The 21,013-nt window shown below is 49.0% G+C and carries 24 protein-coding genes and 3 pseudogenes; 7 read left to right on the top strand and 20 right to left on the bottom strand.

Annotation, left to right across the window (positions count from 1 at the left end; translation table 11 throughout):
• Positions 1 to 36: 36 nt before the first annotated feature.
• From HCR01_RS30530 to HCR01_RS30585, 13 genes and pseudogenes are all read right to left on the bottom strand, one after another.
• On the bottom strand, positions 37 to 270 hold the full coding sequence (locus HCR01_RS30530; RefSeq protein ID WP_193199767.1) for an NAD(P)H-binding protein: 234 nt from the start codon (positions 268 to 270) through the stop codon (positions 37 to 39).
• A gap of 381 nt (positions 271 to 651) precedes the next feature.
• Positions 652 to 1,557 (bottom strand): annotated as a pseudogene (locus HCR01_RS30535) (SDR family NAD(P)-dependent oxidoreductase).
• A gap of 67 nt (positions 1,558 to 1,624) precedes the next feature.
• Positions 1,625 to 2,008, bottom strand: a complete 384-nt coding sequence (locus HCR01_RS30540; RefSeq protein WP_193199768.1) for an amidohydrolase family protein — start codon at positions 2,006 to 2,008, stop codon at positions 1,625 to 1,627.
• A gap of 97 nt (positions 2,009 to 2,105) precedes the next feature.
• The gene (locus HCR01_RS30545) at positions 2,106 to 3,041 is read right to left on the bottom strand and encodes an SDR family NAD(P)-dependent oxidoreductase (protein ID WP_193199769.1); all 936 of its coding nucleotides are present in this window, start codon (positions 3,039 to 3,041) and stop codon (positions 2,106 to 2,108) included.
• Positions 3,042 to 3,149: 108 nt separating this feature from the next.
• Positions 3,150 to 4,028, bottom strand: a complete 879-nt coding sequence (locus HCR01_RS30550; RefSeq protein WP_193199770.1) for an NAD(P)H-binding protein — start codon at positions 4,026 to 4,028, stop codon at positions 3,150 to 3,152.
• A gap of 205 nt (positions 4,029 to 4,233) precedes the next feature.
• Positions 4,234 to 5,296, bottom strand: a pseudogene (locus HCR01_RS30555) (alkene reductase).
• Positions 5,297 to 5,688: 392 nt separating this feature from the next.
• On the bottom strand, positions 5,689 to 6,186 hold the full coding sequence (locus HCR01_RS30560) for an alpha-ketoglutarate-dependent dioxygenase AlkB family protein (protein WP_193199771.1): 498 nt from the start codon (positions 6,184 to 6,186) through the stop codon (positions 5,689 to 5,691).
• A 254-nt stretch (positions 6,187 to 6,440) separates the two neighbouring features.
• Positions 6,441 to 7,178, bottom strand: a complete 738-nt coding sequence (locus tag HCR01_RS30565; protein WP_193199772.1) for an SDR family oxidoreductase — start codon at positions 7,176 to 7,178, stop codon at positions 6,441 to 6,443.
• A 98-nt stretch (positions 7,179 to 7,276) separates the two neighbouring features.
• Entirely contained in the window at positions 7,277 to 8,188 is a 912-nt protein-coding gene (locus tag HCR01_RS30570; protein ID WP_193199773.1) for a helix-turn-helix domain-containing protein, read from the bottom strand.
• Between the two features lie 274 nt (positions 8,189 to 8,462).
• Positions 8,463 to 9,164 (bottom strand): class I SAM-dependent methyltransferase, encoded by a 702-nt coding sequence (locus HCR01_RS30575; protein WP_193199774.1) that lies wholly within the window; start codon positions 9,162 to 9,164, stop codon positions 8,463 to 8,465.
• A 95-nt stretch (positions 9,165 to 9,259) separates the two neighbouring features.
• A complete protein-coding gene (locus HCR01_RS40570) occupies positions 9,260 to 9,973 on the bottom strand; it encodes an NADP-dependent oxidoreductase (RefSeq protein WP_320073210.1) in 714 nt (237 codons plus the stop codon).
• A complete protein-coding gene (locus HCR01_RS39190) occupies positions 9,922 to 10,188 on the bottom strand; it encodes an alcohol dehydrogenase catalytic domain-containing protein (RefSeq protein ID WP_226889739.1) in 267 nt (88 codons plus the stop codon). Before HCR01_RS39190 ends, HCR01_RS40570 begins: the two co-directional genes overlap by 52 nt.
• 96 nt (positions 10,189 to 10,284) lie before the next feature.
• Positions 10,285 to 10,551: an SDR family NAD(P)-dependent oxidoreductase gene (locus HCR01_RS30585; protein ID WP_193199775.1), complete on the bottom strand. Its 267-nt coding sequence runs from the start codon at positions 10,549 to 10,551 to the stop codon at positions 10,285 to 10,287.
• Between HCR01_RS30585 and HCR01_RS30590 the strand changes: the two genes are divergently transcribed.
• Complete coding sequence (locus tag HCR01_RS30590) at positions 10,546 to 10,689, top strand: hypothetical protein (protein WP_193199776.1); 144 nt, start codon at positions 10,546 to 10,548, stop codon at positions 10,687 to 10,689. The two genes, HCR01_RS30585 and HCR01_RS30590, sit on opposite strands and share 6 nt — an antisense overlap.
• 57 nt (positions 10,690 to 10,746) lie before the next feature.
• On the opposite strand, the pseudogene HCR01_RS30595 reads toward HCR01_RS30590, so the two are convergent.
• From HCR01_RS30595 to HCR01_RS30625, 7 genes and pseudogenes are all read right to left on the bottom strand, one after another.
• A pseudogene (locus HCR01_RS30595) lies at positions 10,747 to 11,494 on the bottom strand (SDR family oxidoreductase).
• Between the two features lie 169 nt (positions 11,495 to 11,663).
• Complete coding sequence (locus HCR01_RS30600) at positions 11,664 to 12,809, bottom strand: amidohydrolase family protein (protein WP_193199777.1); 1,146 nt, start codon at positions 12,807 to 12,809, stop codon at positions 11,664 to 11,666.
• Positions 12,810 to 12,925: 116 nt separating this feature from the next.
• Positions 12,926 to 13,786, bottom strand: a complete 861-nt coding sequence (locus HCR01_RS30605) for an SDR family oxidoreductase (protein ID WP_193199778.1) — start codon at positions 13,784 to 13,786, stop codon at positions 12,926 to 12,928.
• A 557-nt stretch (positions 13,787 to 14,343) separates the two neighbouring features.
• Positions 14,344 to 14,823: a DUF3237 domain-containing protein gene (locus HCR01_RS30610; protein WP_193199779.1), complete on the bottom strand. Its 480-nt coding sequence runs from the start codon at positions 14,821 to 14,823 to the stop codon at positions 14,344 to 14,346.
• 16 nt (positions 14,824 to 14,839) lie between these two features.
• Complete coding sequence (locus HCR01_RS30615; RefSeq protein WP_193199780.1) at positions 14,840 to 15,310, bottom strand: nuclear transport factor 2 family protein; 471 nt, start codon at positions 15,308 to 15,310, stop codon at positions 14,840 to 14,842.
• A gap of 49 nt (positions 15,311 to 15,359) precedes the next feature.
• Positions 15,360 to 16,502 carry an FAD-dependent oxidoreductase gene (locus tag HCR01_RS30620; protein WP_193199781.1) on the bottom strand — a complete coding sequence of 381 codons (1,143 nt, stop codon included), beginning with the start codon at positions 16,500 to 16,502 and terminating at the stop codon, positions 15,360 to 15,362.
• A gap of 210 nt (positions 16,503 to 16,712) precedes the next feature.
• Entirely contained in the window at positions 16,713 to 17,225 is a 513-nt protein-coding gene (locus HCR01_RS30625; protein ID WP_193199782.1) for a MarR family winged helix-turn-helix transcriptional regulator, read from the bottom strand.
• A 389-nt stretch (positions 17,226 to 17,614) separates the two neighbouring features.
• Between HCR01_RS30625 and HCR01_RS40175 the strand changes: the two genes are divergently transcribed.
• The 6 genes from HCR01_RS40175 (at position 17,615) to HCR01_RS30660 (ending at position 21,006) form a co-directional block, all read left to right on the top strand.
• Complete coding sequence (locus HCR01_RS40175; protein ID WP_320073211.1) at positions 17,615 to 18,076, top strand: reverse transcriptase domain-containing protein; 462 nt, start codon at positions 17,615 to 17,617, stop codon at positions 18,074 to 18,076.
• A 140-nt stretch (positions 18,077 to 18,216) separates the two neighbouring features.
• A complete protein-coding gene (locus HCR01_RS40180; protein ID WP_193199783.1) occupies positions 18,217 to 18,450 on the top strand; it encodes a reverse transcriptase domain-containing protein in 234 nt (77 codons plus the stop codon).
• Positions 18,426 to 18,794 (top strand): group II intron maturase-specific domain-containing protein, encoded by a 369-nt coding sequence (locus HCR01_RS30640; RefSeq protein WP_193199784.1) that lies wholly within the window; start codon positions 18,426 to 18,428, stop codon positions 18,792 to 18,794. The genes HCR01_RS40180 and HCR01_RS30640 overlap by 25 nt, the downstream gene beginning before the upstream one ends.
• Positions 18,795 to 19,279: 485 nt before the next feature.
• On the top strand, positions 19,280 to 20,050 hold the full coding sequence (locus HCR01_RS30650; RefSeq protein WP_193199785.1) for an SDR family oxidoreductase: 771 nt from the start codon (positions 19,280 to 19,282) through the stop codon (positions 20,048 to 20,050).
• Positions 20,051 to 20,066: 16 nt separating this feature from the next.
• Positions 20,067 to 20,792: an alpha/beta fold hydrolase gene (locus HCR01_RS30655; protein ID WP_193199786.1), complete on the top strand. Its 726-nt coding sequence runs from the start codon at positions 20,067 to 20,069 to the stop codon at positions 20,790 to 20,792.
• 49 nt (positions 20,793 to 20,841) lie between these two features.
• Entirely contained in the window at positions 20,842 to 21,006 is a 165-nt protein-coding gene (locus HCR01_RS30660; RefSeq protein WP_193199787.1) for a hypothetical protein, read from the top strand.
• The last annotated feature ends 7 nt before the right edge of the window (positions 21,007 to 21,013 follow it).

Below are 21,013 nucleotides of genomic sequence, written 5' to 3' on the forward strand. Positions count from 1 at the left end.
AAAATTTACCCCTTGATGACCAAACCCCGGCATGAATTACGTAAACAATTGCAAACTGCTTAATTGGTAAGCGTTTCCGCTTTTCTTAGTGCCATTCGTAACAACATCAATGTTGTCGTGAGAACCCTCCACAATCTCGACGCGATCGCGGATCTTTGGATCGAGACGTGAGGGGTCGCGCACGATGACACAAATCGGCTTGCCGCTATCGAGAATTTGCTCAAGGATCTGGTGTCCGATCTGTCCGGTAGGAGTAGTAATAACGATCATGAAAGCCTCCAAAAAAGTTTGCTGTACTATCAATCAATTTGAGATATTGAACAACCGCTTGAGTCTCTAGAGTCAGTTATGCTTCTGTTGCATTCCTCGATTGCGATGATACGAAAGCCGCGATTGGGCAAATGTTGCCAGAAGAGATTCCGTGAGTCGAAATTGCTCGAAGTTGGCAGGTGAGTGAAAGCTGGCTTTAGCAGTATGTCAATGCCTACTACGCTACGGTTGCTCAGCCACATCCAAGTTCAACCAAAGCTCCCTTATTGAGTAAGAAGATAATTTCAAACTAACTTGCATGGTGATTTGGAAGTGTGAAGCTACCCCCTAAATTGGTTTACTGGATCATGTTACTATGTCCTTCGAGTGTTGATTATTGCATCAAGCCTTGGTGCGCAAGCGATTAACCAGCAAATCGTCCTTAATGATTTGATCTTTGAGGTGTGTCAATTCACCAACATCCCAGTTGCAGCTCAAGTAGCGACCCTTAGCCCAGTCAGCCTCTCCGGAACAAAGCCAAACAGGAAACCCGGCTGCCAATTCAGGTTCGTCTACAAGGTTGACGTGGAGTGCCTCGGGCATGTTCTTTCCTATCGCGGTAGGCACCCCCCCAGGATGGATAGCAAAGCATTTCACCCCGTCGTTGCCATGATCGACGTTAACGAATTCGCAAAGGCGGTTGATCGCGTGCTTAGATGTCTGGTAGTCAGACGCTGTTGGCGTCAACAGTTGAGCGCCGATTGAAGAAACGAGAATGAGATGACCACCCGTAGAGCCTCTGGCAGAATGCTTCCTTGCCGATTCGATCAGGTAAGGTATCGTGTACCGAATGAGATAATAAGTGCCCTTGAGATTTACCTCCCAAGTATTCTACCAACTTGTGGTATCTGATTCTCCAATCTTCTTCCATTGATCGAGATAACCTGCATTTGAGTCGGTCACGTCGATGCCGCCAAATTTGGTCGCACAATCCTCAATCGACGCCTTGACCTGCTCCTCGTTCGTTACGTCGCAGACCGTATATGCACACTGCGTTTCTGGATTCGCCTCTTTCACTCGTGCTCTCGTCTCCTCAAGCGCTTTTTCTGATCTTGCCGTGATGTAGACAGCTTTGGCACCCGCTTGAGCAAAGGCGACCGCAGTCGCCTGACCGATACCCTGTGATGCGCCGGTAATGAAAATGATCTTGCCTGACGCGCTGCCTTTTAGAAGTGTCTTGGGATTGATCGCAGAGTACTGTGCGTGATGCGCCTTGATATTAAGAAACTGGGTTTCAATCGAAGACATGAGACTATGGCTCCTTTAGTAGTAGCAAACTATGATCTGCGGAGATAGCGCTGTTTAACTGCACTGCTCACCCGGTCAACCACTCGGCAAACGCAGGAGCTTGTGGATGGAGGTAGAGCGGCACACGCAGATTAACAGCCATCTCAGAGATCGGTAAAAAATCAGGATAATCGAGATTGCGATCGCGGGTTCTTCCGAACAACATCCCACCCTTGCAGCCAAGCTTGGTAACAGCCCGCTCCAATTCTCGCGCTGCCTCATCCGGGCTAGGAGTTAGGATCGTTGCAAATCCCTCAAAGCGATCGGGGCACCGCCGCACCGTCTCGCCGATGAGATCGTTAGCTTGTCGGGCGAGTTCGATGGCTGGTTCAGGATCGAGACATTGAACTGCTGGCGTGGTGAGCGACAAAACTTGGATATCAGTTCCAGTAACGCCTTTCGGCAATGTCATTCGTCATCACTGGTGTTAAAGCAATCGATCAAGTGTGATCGGCAACTGAGAGTTTCTGCTGCAATCAGAGCGCAGGGGTCGCCTGATATCACAGTGATTAGTGAATTTTGACCAATTCTGCACTAGATTCCCAAAGTTCGGCTGCTTTCTGCTCATCGTAGGATTCATCAGAAGATCGAGTTTCCTCTAGCCCATCGAAATATTTACCTGTAACGTGATTCAGTGAGCGATCGAGAATAAGTCGGGCAAGAGCGCCACCCATCGTTTTAGAGTCTTTAGCTTGCTCTATAACTGATGGAGATATATCTGCCATCAAAGTAGAGATTTCTGCTTGGCTGTAGTCTCGTGCCAACTGCGTGTCGCCCATCAGTCCTGGGTTAAAAACATTCACTGTAATCTTTGATTGTTGCTGTTTTAATCGACGCGAAAGCTCATAAGCACAGAGAACATTGCAGAGTTTGGACGTGGTGTAACGTACCCGCCCTGTGTTTCCAATGTTCATCTGATTGTCGTGGCCCATTGGAAACGCGAGAGCTTTAGCATTCTGGTAGTGTGGATGAGGCATTCCAGTATTTTTGTCTGGATCATGGACATCGCTGCTGACAAACGCGATACGAGAGCGATCACTCAACTGTGGCAGCAGCAGATTGACGAGTAGAAAGTGTCCTAGATGATTAACCCCAAAGGTCATCTCAAACCCATCTTCTGTGTAGAGCGTGTCTGAGACGACTTGAAGTCCTGCATTGCAAACGATCGCTTGTAAAGGTGGACGCTCTCCAGTGATGAAGTCCTGCGCGAACTGACGAACAGATGCCAGCGATGCCAAATCAAGAGCCATGCCTTCGATGTGCGGATATTCAGTTTCAGCCATCAATTTACGAACGGCTGCTTCGACTCTGGGGAGATTTCGACTCGCGATAATGATGTGCCAATCTTGTCCAGATTGGGCGATCGCCTCGGCACAGTAGTACCCAAGACCACTGTTTCCGCCTGTAATAATGACTGATTTGACGGGTTTAGTTGAAACTTGCATTGTTTTCGTCCTGTGAGGTGAGTTTGAATTAAAGGGGCTGACCGCCAGAGACTTCCATCTCTAATGCACTTGCCCATAGAGCATTTTTTCGGGGCATAACTATGGTTTTCAGCCCAAGACGGCTGGTTTGAGCACGTCTTCACACCACTGGCGAAAGCTAGTAGGGGTGGTGGATGGCGACGTGCGCGGGTCGATGTTGTAAATGCCCTCATCTTGAGCCGCTGCCATATCGACCATGCCTTGCACCCATGCCTCGGTCATCCCGCGCTGCATCATCGTCGCTTTGTAGTCCTCGCTGCTGACCTGCTGGAAGCGGATCGGTCGTTCCAGCACTTCGGACATCACCTGCGCCATGTCGTTGGGCGATAGCTCGTCAGGACTGACCACTGGCACGCTGCCCTGCCCACTCCAGGAGTCGTCGAGCAGCAGTTTGACCGCTACCTCGGCGATATCAGAGGTGGCGACAGTTGCAAGCTGTCGATCGCTGGAATTCGGCATCAAGAACATCCCCTGGCTGGCGATCATTTTGACCTGGTTGAGCAAGTTCTCCATAAAGAACGGCATTCGCAATGCTCGGTAGCTCACGCCAGTACTCTCGATTAGATCTTCCATCGCGAACGCCGCCGACTGCAACCCAGCGTTCTTGCCGAACTCGCGACCCAGGCTCGTGACACCGACTACACGCTTAACACGCTGGCTCTTGATTGCTTCGCACGCTGGACGGGTAAAGTCCATGTAGTAGTTTGTGGGATTATCGGTGTGAGGGTTCGGAGGCACCAACCAGAACACGCAGTCAGCACCTGCGAACGCCTTGGTAACAACATCAATGTCGTCGTGAGAACCCTCCACAATCTCGACGCGATCGCGGATCTTTGGATCGAGACGTGAGGGGTCGCGCACGATGACACGAATCGGCTTGCCGCTGTCAATGATTTGATCAAGAATTTGTTGTCCGATCTGTCCAGTGGGCGTGGTAATAACAATCATGAAAATCTCCGAAATATTTTGTTTGAGAGAGTGAAACGGGTAAAGTAGAAGCTTGAATCTAGGTCTAATAAAATTGAAGATAGGGTGCATCTATCTCAATTAAAGATCTGTCAGGCAGTCACGACTGTTGTGGAACGAGCGGAGATGGCTTCAATGGGGAATCGCAAAATCTTCGCGGACTCTGGATCAATTGCTCAGCGACAGGTTAGGTTACTAGATAAGGATAATCTGTATAACCTTCAGGCCCTGCCGAATAAAACTTGGATGAATCGGGGGAATTAAGCGGGGCATTTTTAGCAAATCGGGTAGGCAGGTCCGGATTGGCGAGGAAAGACGTACCAAAAGCAACGGCATCAATTTGACCGCTAGCAATTGCGGCTTCTGCTTCCTCGGCACCATAACCCATATTGCCGATAATCGTACCTTGATAGATTGAGCAAATTGGTGTCATCACGTCGCCTTGTTGTTCGCCCAAAGAGTCTGCGCGCATGACGTGGAGATAGGCGAGGTGATAGTCATTGAGTTTATTCGCCAGCCAACTGTACGTCCTGACTGGATCGCTATCTTTCATACTATTGTAACTATTGAGCGGTGAAACTCTCACTCCCCCAGACATCGATTGTCACATCCAGTACTTCCAGCAATAAACGGGCGCGATTTTCGACAGCACCACCATAAGCACCACTACGTTGGTTAGAGCCATCGCGCAGAAATTCATCCAATAAGTAACCATTAGCGCCGTGGATTTCTACCCCGTCAAATCCCGCTGCTTTGGCGTTTGCCGCCGCCGCTCTGAATCCAGCAATAATCATGGGAATCTCTTCATCTGCCAGAGCGTGGGGTGTCACATGCGCTACCTTCCCTTTGGGGGTATGGATTTCGTTATTAGTAATCGGAATCGCACTAGGAGCCATCGGTATTGCCCCGTCATTCATCAAGGGATGGCAAGATCTCCCACCGTGCCAGATTTGTAGTGCAATCTGACCGCCTTTGGCATGGACGGCATCGGTGACTTGTTTCCAGCCAGCTACTTGCGTGCCATTGTAAATTCCTGGTTCCGTCCAATAAGACGAACAACCTGCCATTGCCGAAGCCACTGCGGCAATAATCAGTCCAACACTAGCTCGTTGGCTGTAATGTTCGGCCATCAACGCAGTCGGTACGTGGTCTTTATCTGCCCGACAGCGAGTCAGTGGTGCCATCAAAATGCGGTTGGGTAAGCTCAAAGCCCCCATTTTCAGCAGTGTAAACAGACATGTCAATTTCATAAGCTAACTAAATAAGTAATCAATGAAGAGCTAAGTTAGCCTGCTGTAGAAATTTCAGTAGTTCGATAACCTCGAATACCTGAATTACATCAACCAACATAGCAGGATGCAAGTAGTTTTCTCGAACAGACGGTTTCAAATCGCGGCTGTCAATAAGACTTGAGGATCTATCGGCAAAAAGATCGAATGTGGATCGATCACTCAAAAATCTCTTTTAGCTGTCTACTATGCCCGTCTAGCCTAGGCTCCATTGATCGCGCGCCCCTCTAGTAAGACAATGAATTCTTGGGCTGCTAGTTGTCGCGCCATCTCATATACCCGATTCCTTTATCTGCACCTGTAATGAAAAACAATTTTTTTCCTCATGACGGTTTTGATGCCTAAATTTATCGTCAGTTTTGATCGCTATCACCAGTCGCATCCACATGGGGTCTAAATGTCCAGTTGATGCGTTCGCCCACTGGACGAGCGGTTTTTGGCACCGCGTGAACCCAGTCTTTTTGACAGCCAGGGAGCATGATCAACAAGGAGCCGCTCTCTAATTGGTAATCAATCGTTTCACCGCTGTCCTTGTGCCGCAGCTTAAATTTGCGAGTGCTTCCCAAGCTTAAAGAGGCGATGGCTGCGCCAAAGCCTTCGGCTAACGCAGGTCTTTTGCCAATCTGCGGAAAATCATCGGCGTGCCAGCCGATTGAGTCTTTGCCTGTGAGGTAACGATTCCCGACGACAAAATTGAACTGATATCCGCTCAAGGCTTGAATGCGATAGCGCGCCTCTAACAAGAAGTCTGGCCAGGGAGCGGCTTTAATCTGGGTGCCACGATATTCGTAGTGAAAGTCGTCGCCAAAGAGGGACTCATCACGCGGTACGGGAATTAATTTTCCATACATATTGATTTAACCGCGAGTCCATTCAAGTTCCTTGGACTTTTGAAACCAATCGGAGTTATCTACCGAATTGAGAAAATTTGGGTAAAACAGAACGGGCGGCTTTATTTCGGTTAGCAAACTACTCATGCTGCATCTCCTGTTATTGTTAATTCCTTATGGTGAGGGGGTGCCAATGGTTCGTTCCTCTCTACGAGACGCTACGCGTAGCTTGCTTAAGAGCAGGGGTACGCAATGAGGTTGTTAACTACCTGAAACTACCAGGGAATTTCTCCCGTTTCTGGGTTGTATTCTTCACTAAAAAACTTTCCTGTTGGACTGTCGCTGTCAATAATGGCGTATTTAGCTATACGCGAGCCAGCCTCCTCGACGGTACCGGTTCCGCGGTGATTGTTAAAATCAGTTGCGACAAAGCCTGGGTCAATCGCATTTACTTTAAATGGTGTATCACGTAGTTCGTAAGCCAGGTTAATGGTGTACATATTGAGGGCGGCTTTTGAGGATTGGTACACGGCTGCTTTATGGTTGTAATACAGATTGGTTGGATCGTCGCTTAAGGTAAGCGAACCCTGACTCGAACTTACATTTACGATGCGTGGTTCGGGTGACTTTTGCAATAAATTTATAAAAGCCTGGGTAGCTCTGACTACGCCAAACACATTGGTATCAAATACCTTTTTAAATGCGTCTATACTGGCACTAGTTGCTGATTGCGGCATGCCCCCGCTAATCCCGGCGTTATTGATCAGTACATCCAACACTTCGGTTTTTTTGCCTATTTCGGCACGGGCTGCCTTTACCGATTCATCATCGCTGACATCTATTTGGATGGCTTCCACATCGGTTAATCCTTCGGCTTTAAGCTTTTCTACCGCTTCCAGTCCATTCTCTAAATTACGGCTGCCTAAATAAATGTAATATCCCTTTTGCAGCAGTTGGCGGGCGGTTTCAAAACCAATACTTTTATTGGCTCCGGTGATTAATACTTTTTTCATGATTTTTTTATTTTTAATTATCAATTGATTTACTGATACAAGATTAGTCGAAAAACAAGCAGAGGGGCTTACGCTAAACAAATAATTGCTTATGCAAATCAAACAATATCGGCTTTTCTATAATTTGTCGGTGTGATGTTCAGATATTTTTTGAAGAGATTATTAAAATGGGTCACTTCCGCATATCCCAAGGCATACGCAATTTCTGAAACCGTCCAGGAACTTTGTCTTAAAAGAACTTTGGCTTCCTGTAATATTCGATCAATGATTAACTGAGATGTAGTTTTATTAGAAGTTTCTTTTAATGCCCTGTTTAAATGATTGACATGAATATTCAAATTTTTGGCGTAGTCAGATGCAGATCGAAGAGTGAGAGGTCTGTGTATATCATCAATTGGAAACTGACGTTCTAAAAGTTCTGTAAAAAGTGTAGAAATTCTAACGGAAGCATTAATGGGCTGCTTGCTCAACTTGGAAGCAGGCTTCATTTTCATCGTATAAAGTACTAATTCATAAACAAGTGTTCTGAGCAAGTCATATTTATGAATAAAGTCACACTCGATTTCTTCAAACATTCGTCTAAAAATGTCTTCCAGTTGGACAAATTGCGCCTCATCTAATTGGTAGATATTATTACCGGGCTGAAAAACTGAATAATTAGTTATATTTCCGTATTGACGAAAAAATGCCTGATCAAAGAGGCAAACGAAACCATCTGAAAAGTTTTCTCTTTGTGACCATCCATAAGGTATTTGCGGATTAGCAAAGATAATTGAATAGTTTTCTATTTCAATCTCTCTATCCGCATAGAGAAAAATACCGCTGCCACTGCCTTTAATGATTGTTATTTTGTAGTAATCTTTTTTGCTATATGGCAATTGTGGAGGGTTCCCGTTCTTACCAGGATTAAAATTAAAAACATTGAATAACCCAAATTCCTTTTTAATATCGTCAGGTAGCCAGGGAGCCCCTTGCTTAAAATAACTCTCTCTTTCTTGTATAGATTGCATCGTTCAATTCTTTACCTCAATTTTTCTATTTTAGTAATACCCTCCAAAAAGATTTGTCCGCGCCGAAAATTTCTTTGATGCGCGGCGCGATACCTGCGGCAACCCCTGCGGGGAACGCAAAGTTTTGGCAGTCAATCCATTCGCTGTATTTTTCGATAAATCGGAGATGCTTTTTTTATCGAAAATAACGAAATCAACGCCGTAGCGAAAAACGAGCGAAACTGTAGGCAGTCGGGTACAGCGCCTTGTTAGGCTGTGGTTGGCAACTCTTAATTTAGGTTGTTCGTCTGGCATACCAAGCACGAATGAGGAAGGCTTGAAAAAATAGCACAGGTGCATCGAAGCCGTTAGATGCAATCAGTGCTTCGATCTCTCGTAGTGCTGAAACAGCGACATTTCGTCCGTAAGCTTGGCGCATCTTTTCGATTCCCTCTTCTAGCATTCCATTAAATCTCTGCATCTGAAACCAAACCTCAAAAAGATCCTTGTAAGCTGAATCAGATGCCCCAGAAGACAAATCTGCACTCACCAAATATCCACCGGGACGAAGCTGGTTAGACATTTGACCAAAAAAGGCGCGCCTTTCTTCTGGTTGCATAATGAATTGCGATACCAAGAGGCAAGTGGCTGCGTCAAAAGGTAATGAAAGGGGCAGAGAATCGAGATAGCCTTCGTGAAAAGTGCAACGCGATGTAATACCATCCTCTTCGGCTCTCTGGCGGCAAATGTCAAGCATTGGTTTGGAAGGTTCCACTAAGGTAAACGACCACTGGGGAAACGCTTGAGCCAGATAAAGCAGTTCCGCGCCGGTTCCCACGCCCACACAGAGAACTTGAGCGTCGTCGGGAAGTTCTGAAAGCCTGATGCGAAGGAGCAGATGAAGCGCGTCACGAATCGGAGCCAATTTTGTCCATCGCTGGTCGTAACCCGCAGCTTGCTCTTTGCCGAAAAATACTGGCTGTTCTTGGTTGTTCATGGTAAAAGTTGTCGAGTTTCTCGCTTGAGGGAAAATTTTTCTACAACAGGACTGATGTAGAAGGCGCATTGCAGTGCGTCCTGCGTTAGTCCTAATTATGCTCCGACTTGTAAAACAATTTTGCCGCGTGTGCGCCCGCTTTGGGAAAGTTGATGTGCTTTTTTTACTTCCGTGAGCGGCAGAACCGTTTCGATGTGTATTTTTAATTTGCCTTCGGCAATCAGACGGTTGATTTCGGCTAATTGCTTTGCACTCGGCTGACAGAAGAGCCACGCGCCTTGGACACCAAACTCCTTGGCTTTCTCTTCGGCTTGAGACTCTGCCGCCGAAACCAAAAAGCCACCTTTTTTCAGAGTTTGGAACGCTCGCTCGCAAGTGTCGCCGCCGATCGTATCGAAAACGACATCAACGTCTTTGACGACTTCTTCAAACGGTTGCGCTGTGTAATCGACGAACTCATCCGCGCCTAAATCACGAATGAACTGTTGGTTTCTGCCTGAAGCCGTGCCGATCACGAACGCGCCTTTTGCTTTAGCCAACTGAACCGCCATCGAGCCGACTCCGCCCGACGCTCCGGTGATTAAGATGCTTTGCCCGCTGCTTAGATGCGCCAAATCAAACATCGCTTGCCACGCCGTCAACGCGCCGATTGGAATCGCCGCCGCCTCTTCAAAATTGAGGCTGTCCGGTTTGGGCGCGATGGTGTCCACACCCGCGAGGGCGTATTCGGCGTAGCCACCGGATAGTCCGGACACGGTCATCCCATAAACCGTATCGCCGGGCTGGAAATTCTCAATGCCATCGCCCACGCTTCGACGACCCCGGCGATGTCGATGCCGAGAATGATCGGAAGTTTCAGCCCTAACCTTTCGCCCGCGCCATCGCGGGTTTTCCAGTCGATCGGATTGACCGCCGCGACGTGAACTTTTACCAAAACTTCGTCTGCTTTTGGCTCTGGACGTTCGACATCGACGTAATTTAAAACGTCTTCATTGCCGTATTCATTAATTATTATGGCTTTCATTTTTTCTCCTATGTTCTGTGCGGCAATTAATCTCGGTCTGAAAATATCTAGATCGCAAGTCGCAACACCTATGGGTTAAGTGCCTGAAACAGCATGTCAGCATTTCCATTTTCGGCGGCGTAGCTTCAGTTCTGGGTAATCCTGAGCGACTTGCTGACTAAACGAACGGATGCTGCCTCGGTCACTGGTATCCAGTAACAAGGATTTGATGCCGGGATTGGCAGATATCACCTCATCTAGCATTTGTTGTTGCTGATCAGCAATAATGACGTGATTGCCGTTTTTGTGGAAGGAATCCGCGAGTCCGCGACCAATCTCCGATCCACCACCTGCGATTAGAATTGTGTTTCCGGTAATTTGCATGACAATTCTCTAAATATTTCATCAGAAGCGCTGACGAACACGCTTGGTTCATCCGAATGCATTGGTTACTGGAGCTATGAGACGTTGCTAGTTGCCGGACGCGATCGCGCTACCCATAAATCTACGCCGAGACATTGAACTAAAGCGAGTCATTACTCCTCCTAGTAGGTTTAGTTAAGCAAAATATCTGCTTTTTCAGGTTGCTGTGTATCCGCCATCAATCACGATAGGCTGACCTGTAATGTAGCTGGCAGCATCAGAACATAAAAACACAACCGTTGCCGCGATTTCTTCAGCTTGACCCAGCCGTCCCATTGGGATGGTCGATGCCATTTGCTCTGGATTACCATCAGCGAGACGGTTCATCATATCTGTGGCAATCATTCCAGGATTCACCGCATTAATCCGAATGCCTTGCTGGGCATAGTCCAGCGCAGCAGAACGAGTCAAGCCCATTACGGCATGTTTGCTGGCGTTATAGGGACTGATTCCAGGACGCAATCAGTCCGCCCATTGAAGAGTTATTGACAATCACTCCCACTCCTTGGGTGAGCATTTGTTGAATTTCGTATTTCATGCACAGAAACAGACCCCGAACATTAATTGCCATCAGTTTGTCGAAGTCTTCAACCGATTGTTCATGCAGCGGCTTTGGGGACGGATCGATTCCAGCGTTGTTAAATGCACAATCTAAGCGACCGTACTGTTCTATGATTGTCTGAATCAGTGCTTTGACCTCTACTTCACTCGATACATCTGATCGCACAAATAAGCACTCAGCCCCAGACTGACGAATCGAGTTAGCGGTGTTTTCACCTTCCTCCTCACGTCTGCCCGAAAAAACCACCTTTGCGCCTGCAACACCCAACGCTATAGCAGTTGCTTTCCCGATTCCCGATGTTCCACCTGTAACCAAGGCGACTTTATTCTCAAGTATCTTCATGTCTGTCTATTTTTTGTTTAGTAGCTTTAAATCAACATTGCTCAAGCATTAGAAACACATCAAAGTACGAATCAATGATCGTCACCAAAATGCGATCATAGTCCATTCTTTCGGCGATATCATCTTTTCGCCAGGCAGTCTGTTTGATGGCGCTGCGGACACGCTCGGTTCAGCCAAATGCATTGGTAACGGGGGCTATAAGGCGTTGCCAGTTGCCGGACGCGATCGCCGTCTTCTGTTCTAACGTGAAGGACGAATTGTCGAGGAATGATCGTGCGCGTCCCTTGCTCGTTTCGATGAACTGATCTCCCGTACCAAACGTGAAGGGGTAGTCCGTTGAATAGAGCATCCGCTCTACGCCGACAACCTCTGCTGTCCAGCGGAGGTAGCGTTCGCTTTGGGTACCGCTTCCGGTAATCCAGATGTTCTGACGGAAGTAGTCGATCAGCGGACGCTTGATATTGGCGTTTCCTGTAAGGAAGCTGATGTGATCGAGGTAGAAGAGCACGACCTCACCCCAATGGCCGACAATGATCTGCAAGTCGGGGTGTCGATCAAAGACTCCTGTAAAGATCATGCGCAAGAGTTGAACGCCTAAGTCGTAGTACCAACCTAGTCCAGACGTTGCGAACGATTGGTCGAATCCATCGCGGATGCCATTATAATAGGCATCGATCACAGGGAGGACGGGCCGCTGCGGGTGAAAGTAGAGCGGCACACGCAATTTAGTGGCTGTAGCGTAGAGGTCGTCGTACTCCCGTGCTTCCGGTTTGATGTTGCCAGTGCGGCCGTATAGCATTGCTCCGCAGAAGCCCAGCTTGTTGACAGCGCGTTCCAGTTCAGCGGCAGCGGACTCAGGGGCTGGCGTTGGAATCGAGGCAAAGGCCTGAAAGCGATCAGGTCTGGCTTTTACAATGTCGGCGAGCGCATCATTTGCCTCGCGCGATACTGCAACGGATTCAGCAGGTTGGAGATTCTGCACCCCCGGTGTTGACTGCGCCAGAACCTGCATATCCACGCCCTGCTCGTCCATATCGGCCAGCCGCCGCGCACCAACGTCTCGTAGTCTTTGGGCGGAGGGTTCATCGCCGAACCCCAGCGACGGGCCTAGAAACAGCCCAGGAACACGCGACCACGCTGCCTGAAGCTGCGGAATCGCGACATGTTCTTCGAGAGCGATGATTTTGAAATTTGACGTCCGACTAGCAGGAACGTCACGGTTCCCAGCGCTCTGTACAAGTTTAGGCGAGGCGGCGATCGCTGCACCGGCGGCTGCCGCAGAGGATGCAATAAAGAACTCGCGACGTGTAGGCATAGGGTTACTCCGTTAATATCAGTATTTGGCAAACATCGGTTCGTGCGGTATCAATCTTTCCATTTCAGTTGCACCGGAAGTGCGATCAGGGCGCGAAGTTCGTGTGAGGAATGTCCCTATAACTTGAAGAGAACTTTCAACCCCTCTCGAAGCGATGCAGGTTTTCGCCCCAGAAGATTCTCCAGTTCGGGGCTGACTTTGTCTTCCTGACCGTTTTTAATGTCGGTTAGAAACCCTGTTACCTTCTCAATCATCATTTCGGGAACGCCGTGTCCTTTCATTTGCGTCTCAAATGCTGATTTCTCAGCAGGGGTATAGGCGACCTTTTTACCGGATAAGTCGGAAAGGGTCGCCGCAACATCGTCAAAGGAGTACGTCTCGCTTCCGGTGAGTTTGTAGATGCGGTTACTGCAATCGCTTTCTAACAGTACATGGGCGATCGCTTCTCCCATTTCGCTTCTCAGGGCAAAGGGGACTCGTCCCTGATCGGTTGGTAAGTTGATACCTGTATCAAAAACTCTTTCTCCCACGAACTGCGGAATGGTGTCCATATACAAGACATTGCGAAATAGGACATAGTTCAACCCACTCGCTTTAATGTAATCTTCCGTCTGAAAATGACCCTCCATCAACTTGTTTGCCAAAGTGTTTCTGTCTTTCAACGTTCGACTGGTGTAGGCGACACATTGAACCCCCGCCTTTTTTGCGGCATCCACTACATTTTGGTGTTGCTTTATGCGGTTTTCCTCATCCGTTCCGGCTATCAGCAAAACCCTTTCAATTCCTTGCATGGCCTTGTCGAGTGAAGCAGTATCATCGTAGCTGCCGACGCAGATGTCTACCCCTTTTTCTTTCAAGGCAGAGGCTTTTCTTTCATCCCGCACAAGTGCGGCAATTTGGTTGGCGGATGTTTTTTCCAGTAGATTTTGGACTACTGTTGTCCCTAACTGTCCGGTGGCTCCTGTTACCAAGATCATGGTTTTTCCTTTTTTGTTTGAATTTTGCTTTGTGCTTCGTTATCTTCTCAGATACCGAAAGAGTGCTTTTCTCGCCTACGTGAGTACAGGGTCGGGTGTGACCGTGGCGGCGTCGTTGAAGTCTCCCTGACGCACGTCTACGCCCTTGTGCAAGCTCGGCGGCCTTCTGCGGGGCGCGCCCTTGTCCGCGCACCATGCACCCCTCTTCCGGCAGCCTCCGCGCAGAACTCGGTTAGCCTAGCCACCCTCCAAACCGATTGCTTCTTGGCGCTCTTGGTGTGCTTGGCGTCCACCACGGCGTCGCTCGTTGATGTCCACCTTGGGGGCGACGCAATACGGTTCTGGTTAATATGTTTGACTCTCGAAGATCCCCCCAACCCCCTTTTTAAAGGGGGGCTTTTTCTCCTATTTACCCCCTTTTGAAGGGGGTCGCCGTAGGCAAAGAGAAGTCTGAGCGGCGGCTTTTGCCGTTGGCGCAGCCCGCCGCAGGCATCAGAACTTCGGGGGGATCTTATCCGAACCGTATTGGGGGCGACGGCGGTTTGAAACAGACTGGTTCAAGATAGTCGGTAGACCCGGTGCTCGAAGCCCAGCAGCCCGGGGACTGGGGGGAGTAACCGGCCTTGACCGACGAATACCGTCTGGTTGACCCAGGCGTACCGCGGGTCGCCCGTCTCCAGCACCCAATGGGAACGGATTGACTGGTCGGCGAACTCGGTCGGCGCGCACACGCTCACGGCCCGTTTCAACTTTTCGTTGGCCTCGGCTGGACCGAAGTAGTGGGCGCAAAGGATTGCCCCGTCGTCCGTCTCGATCTGGACCCGGACGTCCATCCTTATGAAGCCATCCGGGCCGGTAAGCATCCAGTCGCTGCCGGCTGCGAGGAGCTTTCCCTTAAGCCGTGGCCCTTCGACCCGGCCGCCGGTCATCTCGAAGTACTGGCGGCCGCCGTAGGGGCCGTCCCCAACTTCGTGGGGTGGGCCGCACGCCACTTGACACGTGAACTCGTGGACGAGTTGCAGGGATTGATCGGACATTGTACGCTCCAGAACGCTACTTTCCTAAAAGCACTTGCGGGTCGCCGGTGAACCAAGCGTTGTCGATGACGAGGCGACGCATACGCCAAAGCCTTTCGTCTCTGATGAGTTTCACCTCGTACCAGTTCATCATCCGGCATTGTCGGGAATGGTCGCCCCGAGGGAAGTGGGTGGCGTCGACCAATGTTCGCAACCGGGCGACATCTCCTTCGACATGGACGCGTCCGTTCGTAATTACGTGGCTGGTCGTCTGTGATCCGGCGTTCGCGCTCAAGAAGCCGACCACCGTCTCGTGCCCGGTCAACAGCGGGAAGTTGAGACCCATCTTGCGACCGCAGGGACCAAAGTCCACCACAATGTCCTCACTAAAGGCCGAGGCGATCAGAGCCGGGTCGTTGTGGTCGACGCCGGCACCGAAACGGTAAAGGGCATCCATGACCTCCAAGTGGTCGCCAGCGGACGCGATGGGATTCTGATCAATAATCATGGTTGATTTTTAACTGGGATGATTGAATTTGGATTTCGGCATCACTTCACTACGGCTTGCTAAAGTCGATTTCGAGTCCGTAAATGTGTCGTCCGACTTCCAGGCATTCCGAAAGCTCATTGCGTGTCCGCTCCTGCATGCGCGCCTCGCACTTTTTCACGGCCTCCGTGACCTCGGCGGTCGGATTGGCCACTAAGCCGTCGGCCAGTTCGAGCGAGTCGAGCAGTGCAAGGTTCACCCCCTTGCCGGTGAACGGCGGCATGGCGTGGGACGAGTCGCCGACCATGGCAAGACCTGGCCGCGTCTCCCACCGGTAGTCCGGTGGCATCACGGACAGAGGCCAGCGATGGAAATTGCCGTCGACTTGTGTCAGCATCGTCAACAGCTCGGGCGACCAATCGTGATAAGCGGAAGTGATGGCATTGAGGACGGCCTTGCTGTCGTCGAGCGCGAAGCCTTGCGCTGCAGGCCAGTCCTGGGCAACCACCATCGAGTAATAGAGAAGGATCAAGTCGCGGGAGCAGCGTTGCACGAAAATGGTCTGGTGATGGTCGGCGAACATCACCGAACCCTCGCCCAGAAGGTCCGACAGTTCGGAGCCGCGCCAAAGCTCCTTGCGGATCACGCCCGCGAGCATTGTCATGCCGGTGTAGCGCGGGCGAACCGATGTCAGGCAGGGTCTGACGCGGGAGCCGACGCCATCGGCGCCAACGACGAGATCCGCGGTGACGGGCGCTTGATCTTTAAACTCCAGGCGCCACCGGCCGTCCGCCTCGGGCAAGACATCGTTGACGGCGTGGCCCCAGGCGATTGTGTCGGGAGCGAGCGAACCAAGCAGCATCTGCCGGAGATCGCCGCGGTCGATCTCCGGGCCGGCCTCCTCGTGGGTTCCGGCTTCGCCCGCAGGGTGCGGCTTGCCTCGCGAATCCAGCATCTTGAAAGCCTTGGCGTCACTACGCGAGAGGCAACGGAATTCCTCCATCAACCCAGCCTGTTCGATCGCCCGTTGACCGGCGTTCTGGCGCAGATCGAGGCTGCCGCCTTGCGATCGCGAGGTCGGCGAGGCGTCGCGCTCGAAGACCTTCACGGAAAAGCCCTGTGTTTGTAATAGCCGCGCCAACATCGTACCAGCTGGGCCCGCTCCGACGATGGCGACCATACCGCCGTCCCGTAGCTCTTCGCAAGATTTCATGATAGTCCCTCATAGTTCCTTTGGATTTGGTTGCGCACCTAGACGGGTGCTAGGTAATCAGTGCGCGTGACCAGGGTCGTCTAGACCCCAGTTCGTTCAGCAATGATATTTTTCTAATTTTGGGTTCAGCATCGGGCTGGTGGCTTTCTTACGAGTAAGACATTGACAACATATTGTCAATATTGATGATACTATGTTGCCGCTGCTCTGTCAAATATCGGTTTGCATCTTCTGCGTAATGGCTTCCAGAAGTGCCACGGCACGAGTGATTTGTTCCGCGTCAAAGTCTTCGGCGATCGCATTTGTCCACTGCCATTCGCGCTCCAACGCATCGTGATACTTTGTCCTGCCTGCTTCCGTGAGCAGCAAGTGCATCGCTCGCGCGTCGCCGGGATTTTCGGCGAACTCAACCAAACCGTCGCTTGCCATGTCATCAGCGAGTCGTTGTACGGCTTGCCGTGAAAAGCCCATATGTCGAGCCAATTCGCTTACCGTGACGCGCTTTTCAAGTGCGAATAACTCACTTAGCGTTTGCCACCGAGCATTGGTTATTCCCGTACCCCGCATTAGGCGTGTTCCTGATTTTTGCACCGTTGCGTTCATCCGAAGTACGGCGCGAATCAGATCGGTTAAAGCGTTCGACGCGGGCGTTTTTTTCTTATGGTAAAAAGGCACGTTCTTGTTTCCCGCAATTCGGGCATCTATCGTATTATCAGCAAGCATTGCTCTCTACCTTTCTTAATACCACGGACGCCGTGCCTTTTCATCGGGTGCAGGACGACATTGGCCTTTATTGGGGTGAAGTAAGCATCCGTACGTGCAACCCGAAGTCGCACAGGAGAGTGGAATCCTCAGAAAATTCCCAGGCTAGTATCCAAAGCCTGTACTCGCCTAAAGGGGCTTTGTGAGTAATTACAAAGTTTCATAGCTAGAAGGTTAAATGCCCAACCTGAGTAGTAAAGCCATTCACGAAAAGGAGGCTAGGGTAAGACCGACAAGAATAACGCTTGTGAATCTGCATTGAGGCTCTGTCAGATCAGGCTATCGAAAGTGGCTGATACGATAGTGTTAGGAGAGTCACGCAAAATAATCGCGGTAAAAACACTTCAGGTGTGGATAAACTGGTAATTAAAACACCAGAAGCCAGGGGGATATTAGTAGATGCACTACTTAAATTTATCCTTTGGAAACCACTGCCTGCAAAACGGGTGTACATTCTTAAGCCAAATGATAAAAAACGCCCACTATCGATACCGAGCATAATCGATAGATGCCTACAAGCGATTGTAAAAAACGCATTAGAACCCACATGGGAGTCTAAATTTGAGGCTACAAGCTATGGTTTTCGTGTTGGCAGAAGTACCCATGATGCTATTGGAAGAATTTTTACCATAGCACATTCAAATAATAAGAAAAAATGGGTATTAGATGCCGATATAGAGGGTTGTTTTGATAACATTTTTCATGAAGCTTTGATGTCAACCATAGGCAACTTTCCTGCAAGAAAGTTAATTCACCAATGGTTAAAATCTGGGTACATGGATAATAGTGGATTTCATAACACCAAAGCGTGAGTACCGCAAGGCGGAATTATTTCACCTTTATTGGCTAATATAGCTTTGCATGGAATGGAGTCAGCATTGGGTGTTAAATACAAAAACGCGGTGAAATAATTAGTAATCGTGCTATTGTTCGATATGCCGATGGCCTGGTTGTGTTTTGCGAATCCAAAGAAGATACAGAAAAAGCCAAATTGGTTTTGAATGAATGGTTGGATAAGAAAGGTCTTAAACTCTCCGAAGAGAAGACTAAAATTGTCCACCTATCTGAGGGCTTTGACTTTCTTGGTTTCAACATAAGACACTATGCAGTTTCCGATAGCAAAACGGGATGGAAACTGTTAATAAAACCTAGTAAAAATCTGTGCAAAATATACGGGATAAACTGAGGCAAGAGTGGCAAAAAATAATTGGTCACAGCGCCAATGCAGTCATAGAAAAACTCAACCCTATTATTAGGGGACAAGCTAACTATTTCCGCATAGGTGTATCCTCTGAAACATTTACTAAATTAGATAAATGGATGTTTCATAGAGAATATAGATATGCCCAGCGCACACACCCAACCAAAAATTGGAATTGGTGTCAAAAGAAATACTGGGGTAGATTAGACTTGGAAAGGCAGGATAACTGGGTTTTTGGAGACAAACAAACTGGTAAATACCTGTTGAAGTTTTCCTGGTTTAAAATTAACAGACATATCTCATCACAGACACTGGCTTTGGTGCAGTGACTAAAAAAAGGAAAGCCTAAAGTATCGACGGCTAAATGCCTTTTAATTCCGTTTGTAGCTTTGTAAAAACAAAATCCCTTCGACTCTACACTGGCATGCAAAGTTGCTGTGACAGAGTACTAGCTACATCGCTGGACAACCTGTGGTGATCGATGGTGGATACACAACAAGCTAAAAGGCAAAACCATCATGTTCATAGTATTAGCAACTCTCAGGAGCAAGGAATAATTCCTTGGTAGAGAGTTTAGCTGCTTGAAACTATTTCGGCTCGTACAAATGCCGGGTGGTCATGAGGTGATAGTTTCCAATCCGGTCGGTCTAGCAGAAAAGATTATTGTGGCAGGACGCGCCTAGCAGTGAAATTTCAAATAAAACTAATACCATTAGAATCTGACGAATCATTGTAAGAATCTGAAAGAAGTTGAGCGTTGTAAGTCATTACACTCAAATTAATGCAACTGGTTTTACAACAAGAGGTTAACATTATGCTGCTTGAAAATAAAGTGGCTTTAGTTACAGGAGGAACATCGGGCATTGGTCGGGCAACTGTGATCGCTTTTGGGGCTGCGGGTGCAAAAGTGGTGTTCTCTGGGAGACGGGAAGCAGAAGGTGAAGCCACTGCTGCGATGATTCGCGATACCGGAGCAGAGTGCTTGTTTGTGCGATCGGATGTATCGAGTGAAACGGATATTAAGGCACTGATAGAGAAAACAGTCGCAAGTTACGGAAGGCTAGATTTTGCCTTCAATAACGCTGGGTTTGGTAGACCTCCAAAGCCACTACACGAGCAGTCTGTTGAAGACTTTGACAACATGATGGCGACTAACCTGCGGGGTGTGTTCTTATGCATGAAATATGAAATTCAACAGATGCTGACTCAAGGAGCAGGGGTCATCATCAATAACTCTTCAGTAGCGGGATTGATCGCGGTGCCTGGATCTGGACCTTATACTGCGAGCAAACATGCTGTGATGGGTCTCACTCGTTCTGCTGCGCTCGATTATGCCAAGCAAGGGATTCGCATTAATGCCGTCAATCCTGGCTATATTCGCACAGAAATCGTGACTCCTAATAGCTTCCAAGAGATGGGTGTGACTTTAGAGCAGTTTGAGTCGATGGTATCGTCGAGCGTCCCAATGGGGCGAATGGGTCAACCTGAAGAAATTGCTGCAACGGTTGTGTTCTTATGTTCTGATGCTGCAAGCTACATCACAGGTCAGTCTTTCGCGATCGATGGTGGACTCATGGCGGGCTAATTTAATGAGCGATTTTATGTCAACTTTTGTCTTGGTTCATGGCTCATGGCATGATGGCTCTGCTTGGAACACGGTCATCCAACATTTAGAAGCGAAGGGACATCAGGCTTTTGCACCCACGATCGCGGGTCATGGTAAAGGCATGAATAAAAACGTCAACCATGCTCAATGTACGCAGTCGATCATTGATTACATTGTTGATAAAGACTTAACCGATATTGTCCTACTCGGACATAGTTTCGGCGGCACAATTACTATGAAAGTTGCCGAAGCAATTAGCGATCGCATTCGGCGACTCATCTTCTTGGATGCCTTTGTCCTCAATGATGGTGAGAGCCTCAAAGATAACCTTCCATTCCCCTCTCAAGAGCTATTCAATGATCTAGTTGAAGCATCGGGCGATAATACAATCATGCTGCCGTTCGATATTTGGCGAGAAACATTCCTCAACGATGCTGACCTCGACCTGGCGAAATCGAGCTACGCGCAATTATCGCCTGAACCGTATCAACCGTTTATTGACAAATTAGACCTGAAGCAGTTTTACTCGCTGCCCATTCCTAAAAGTTACCTCTACTGTACAGAAGACAATGCCTTACCTCAAGGGGAGTGGGGATGGCATCCCAGGATGTCTAGTCGCTTGGGGCTATTTCGGCTCGTGCAAATGCCGGGTGGTCATGAGGTGATGTTTTCTAACCCTGTTGGTTTAGCAGAAAAGATTATTGTGGCAAAACGTGATTAGCAACACTATTACTGATCAGATTTACATGAAAACGCAGGAGGAATTTCAAATGGCAACAAAGGTGAATCGGCAGTGGCGGCTTGTTTTGCGTCCCGTAGGTTTGATCGCAGAATCGAATTTTGAATGGACACAGGAGCCCGTACCCATGCCAGGAGAAGGGCAAATCTTCGTCCGCAACATTTATCTGTCCCTTGATCCAGCCAACCGAGGATAGCAATAGG

The sequence above is a fragment of the Nostoc sp. MG11 genome (genome assembly GCF_014904695.1).
In the GTDB taxonomy this organism is placed as follows: domain Bacteria; phylum Cyanobacteriota; class Cyanobacteriia; order Cyanobacteriales; family Nostocaceae; genus Komarekiella.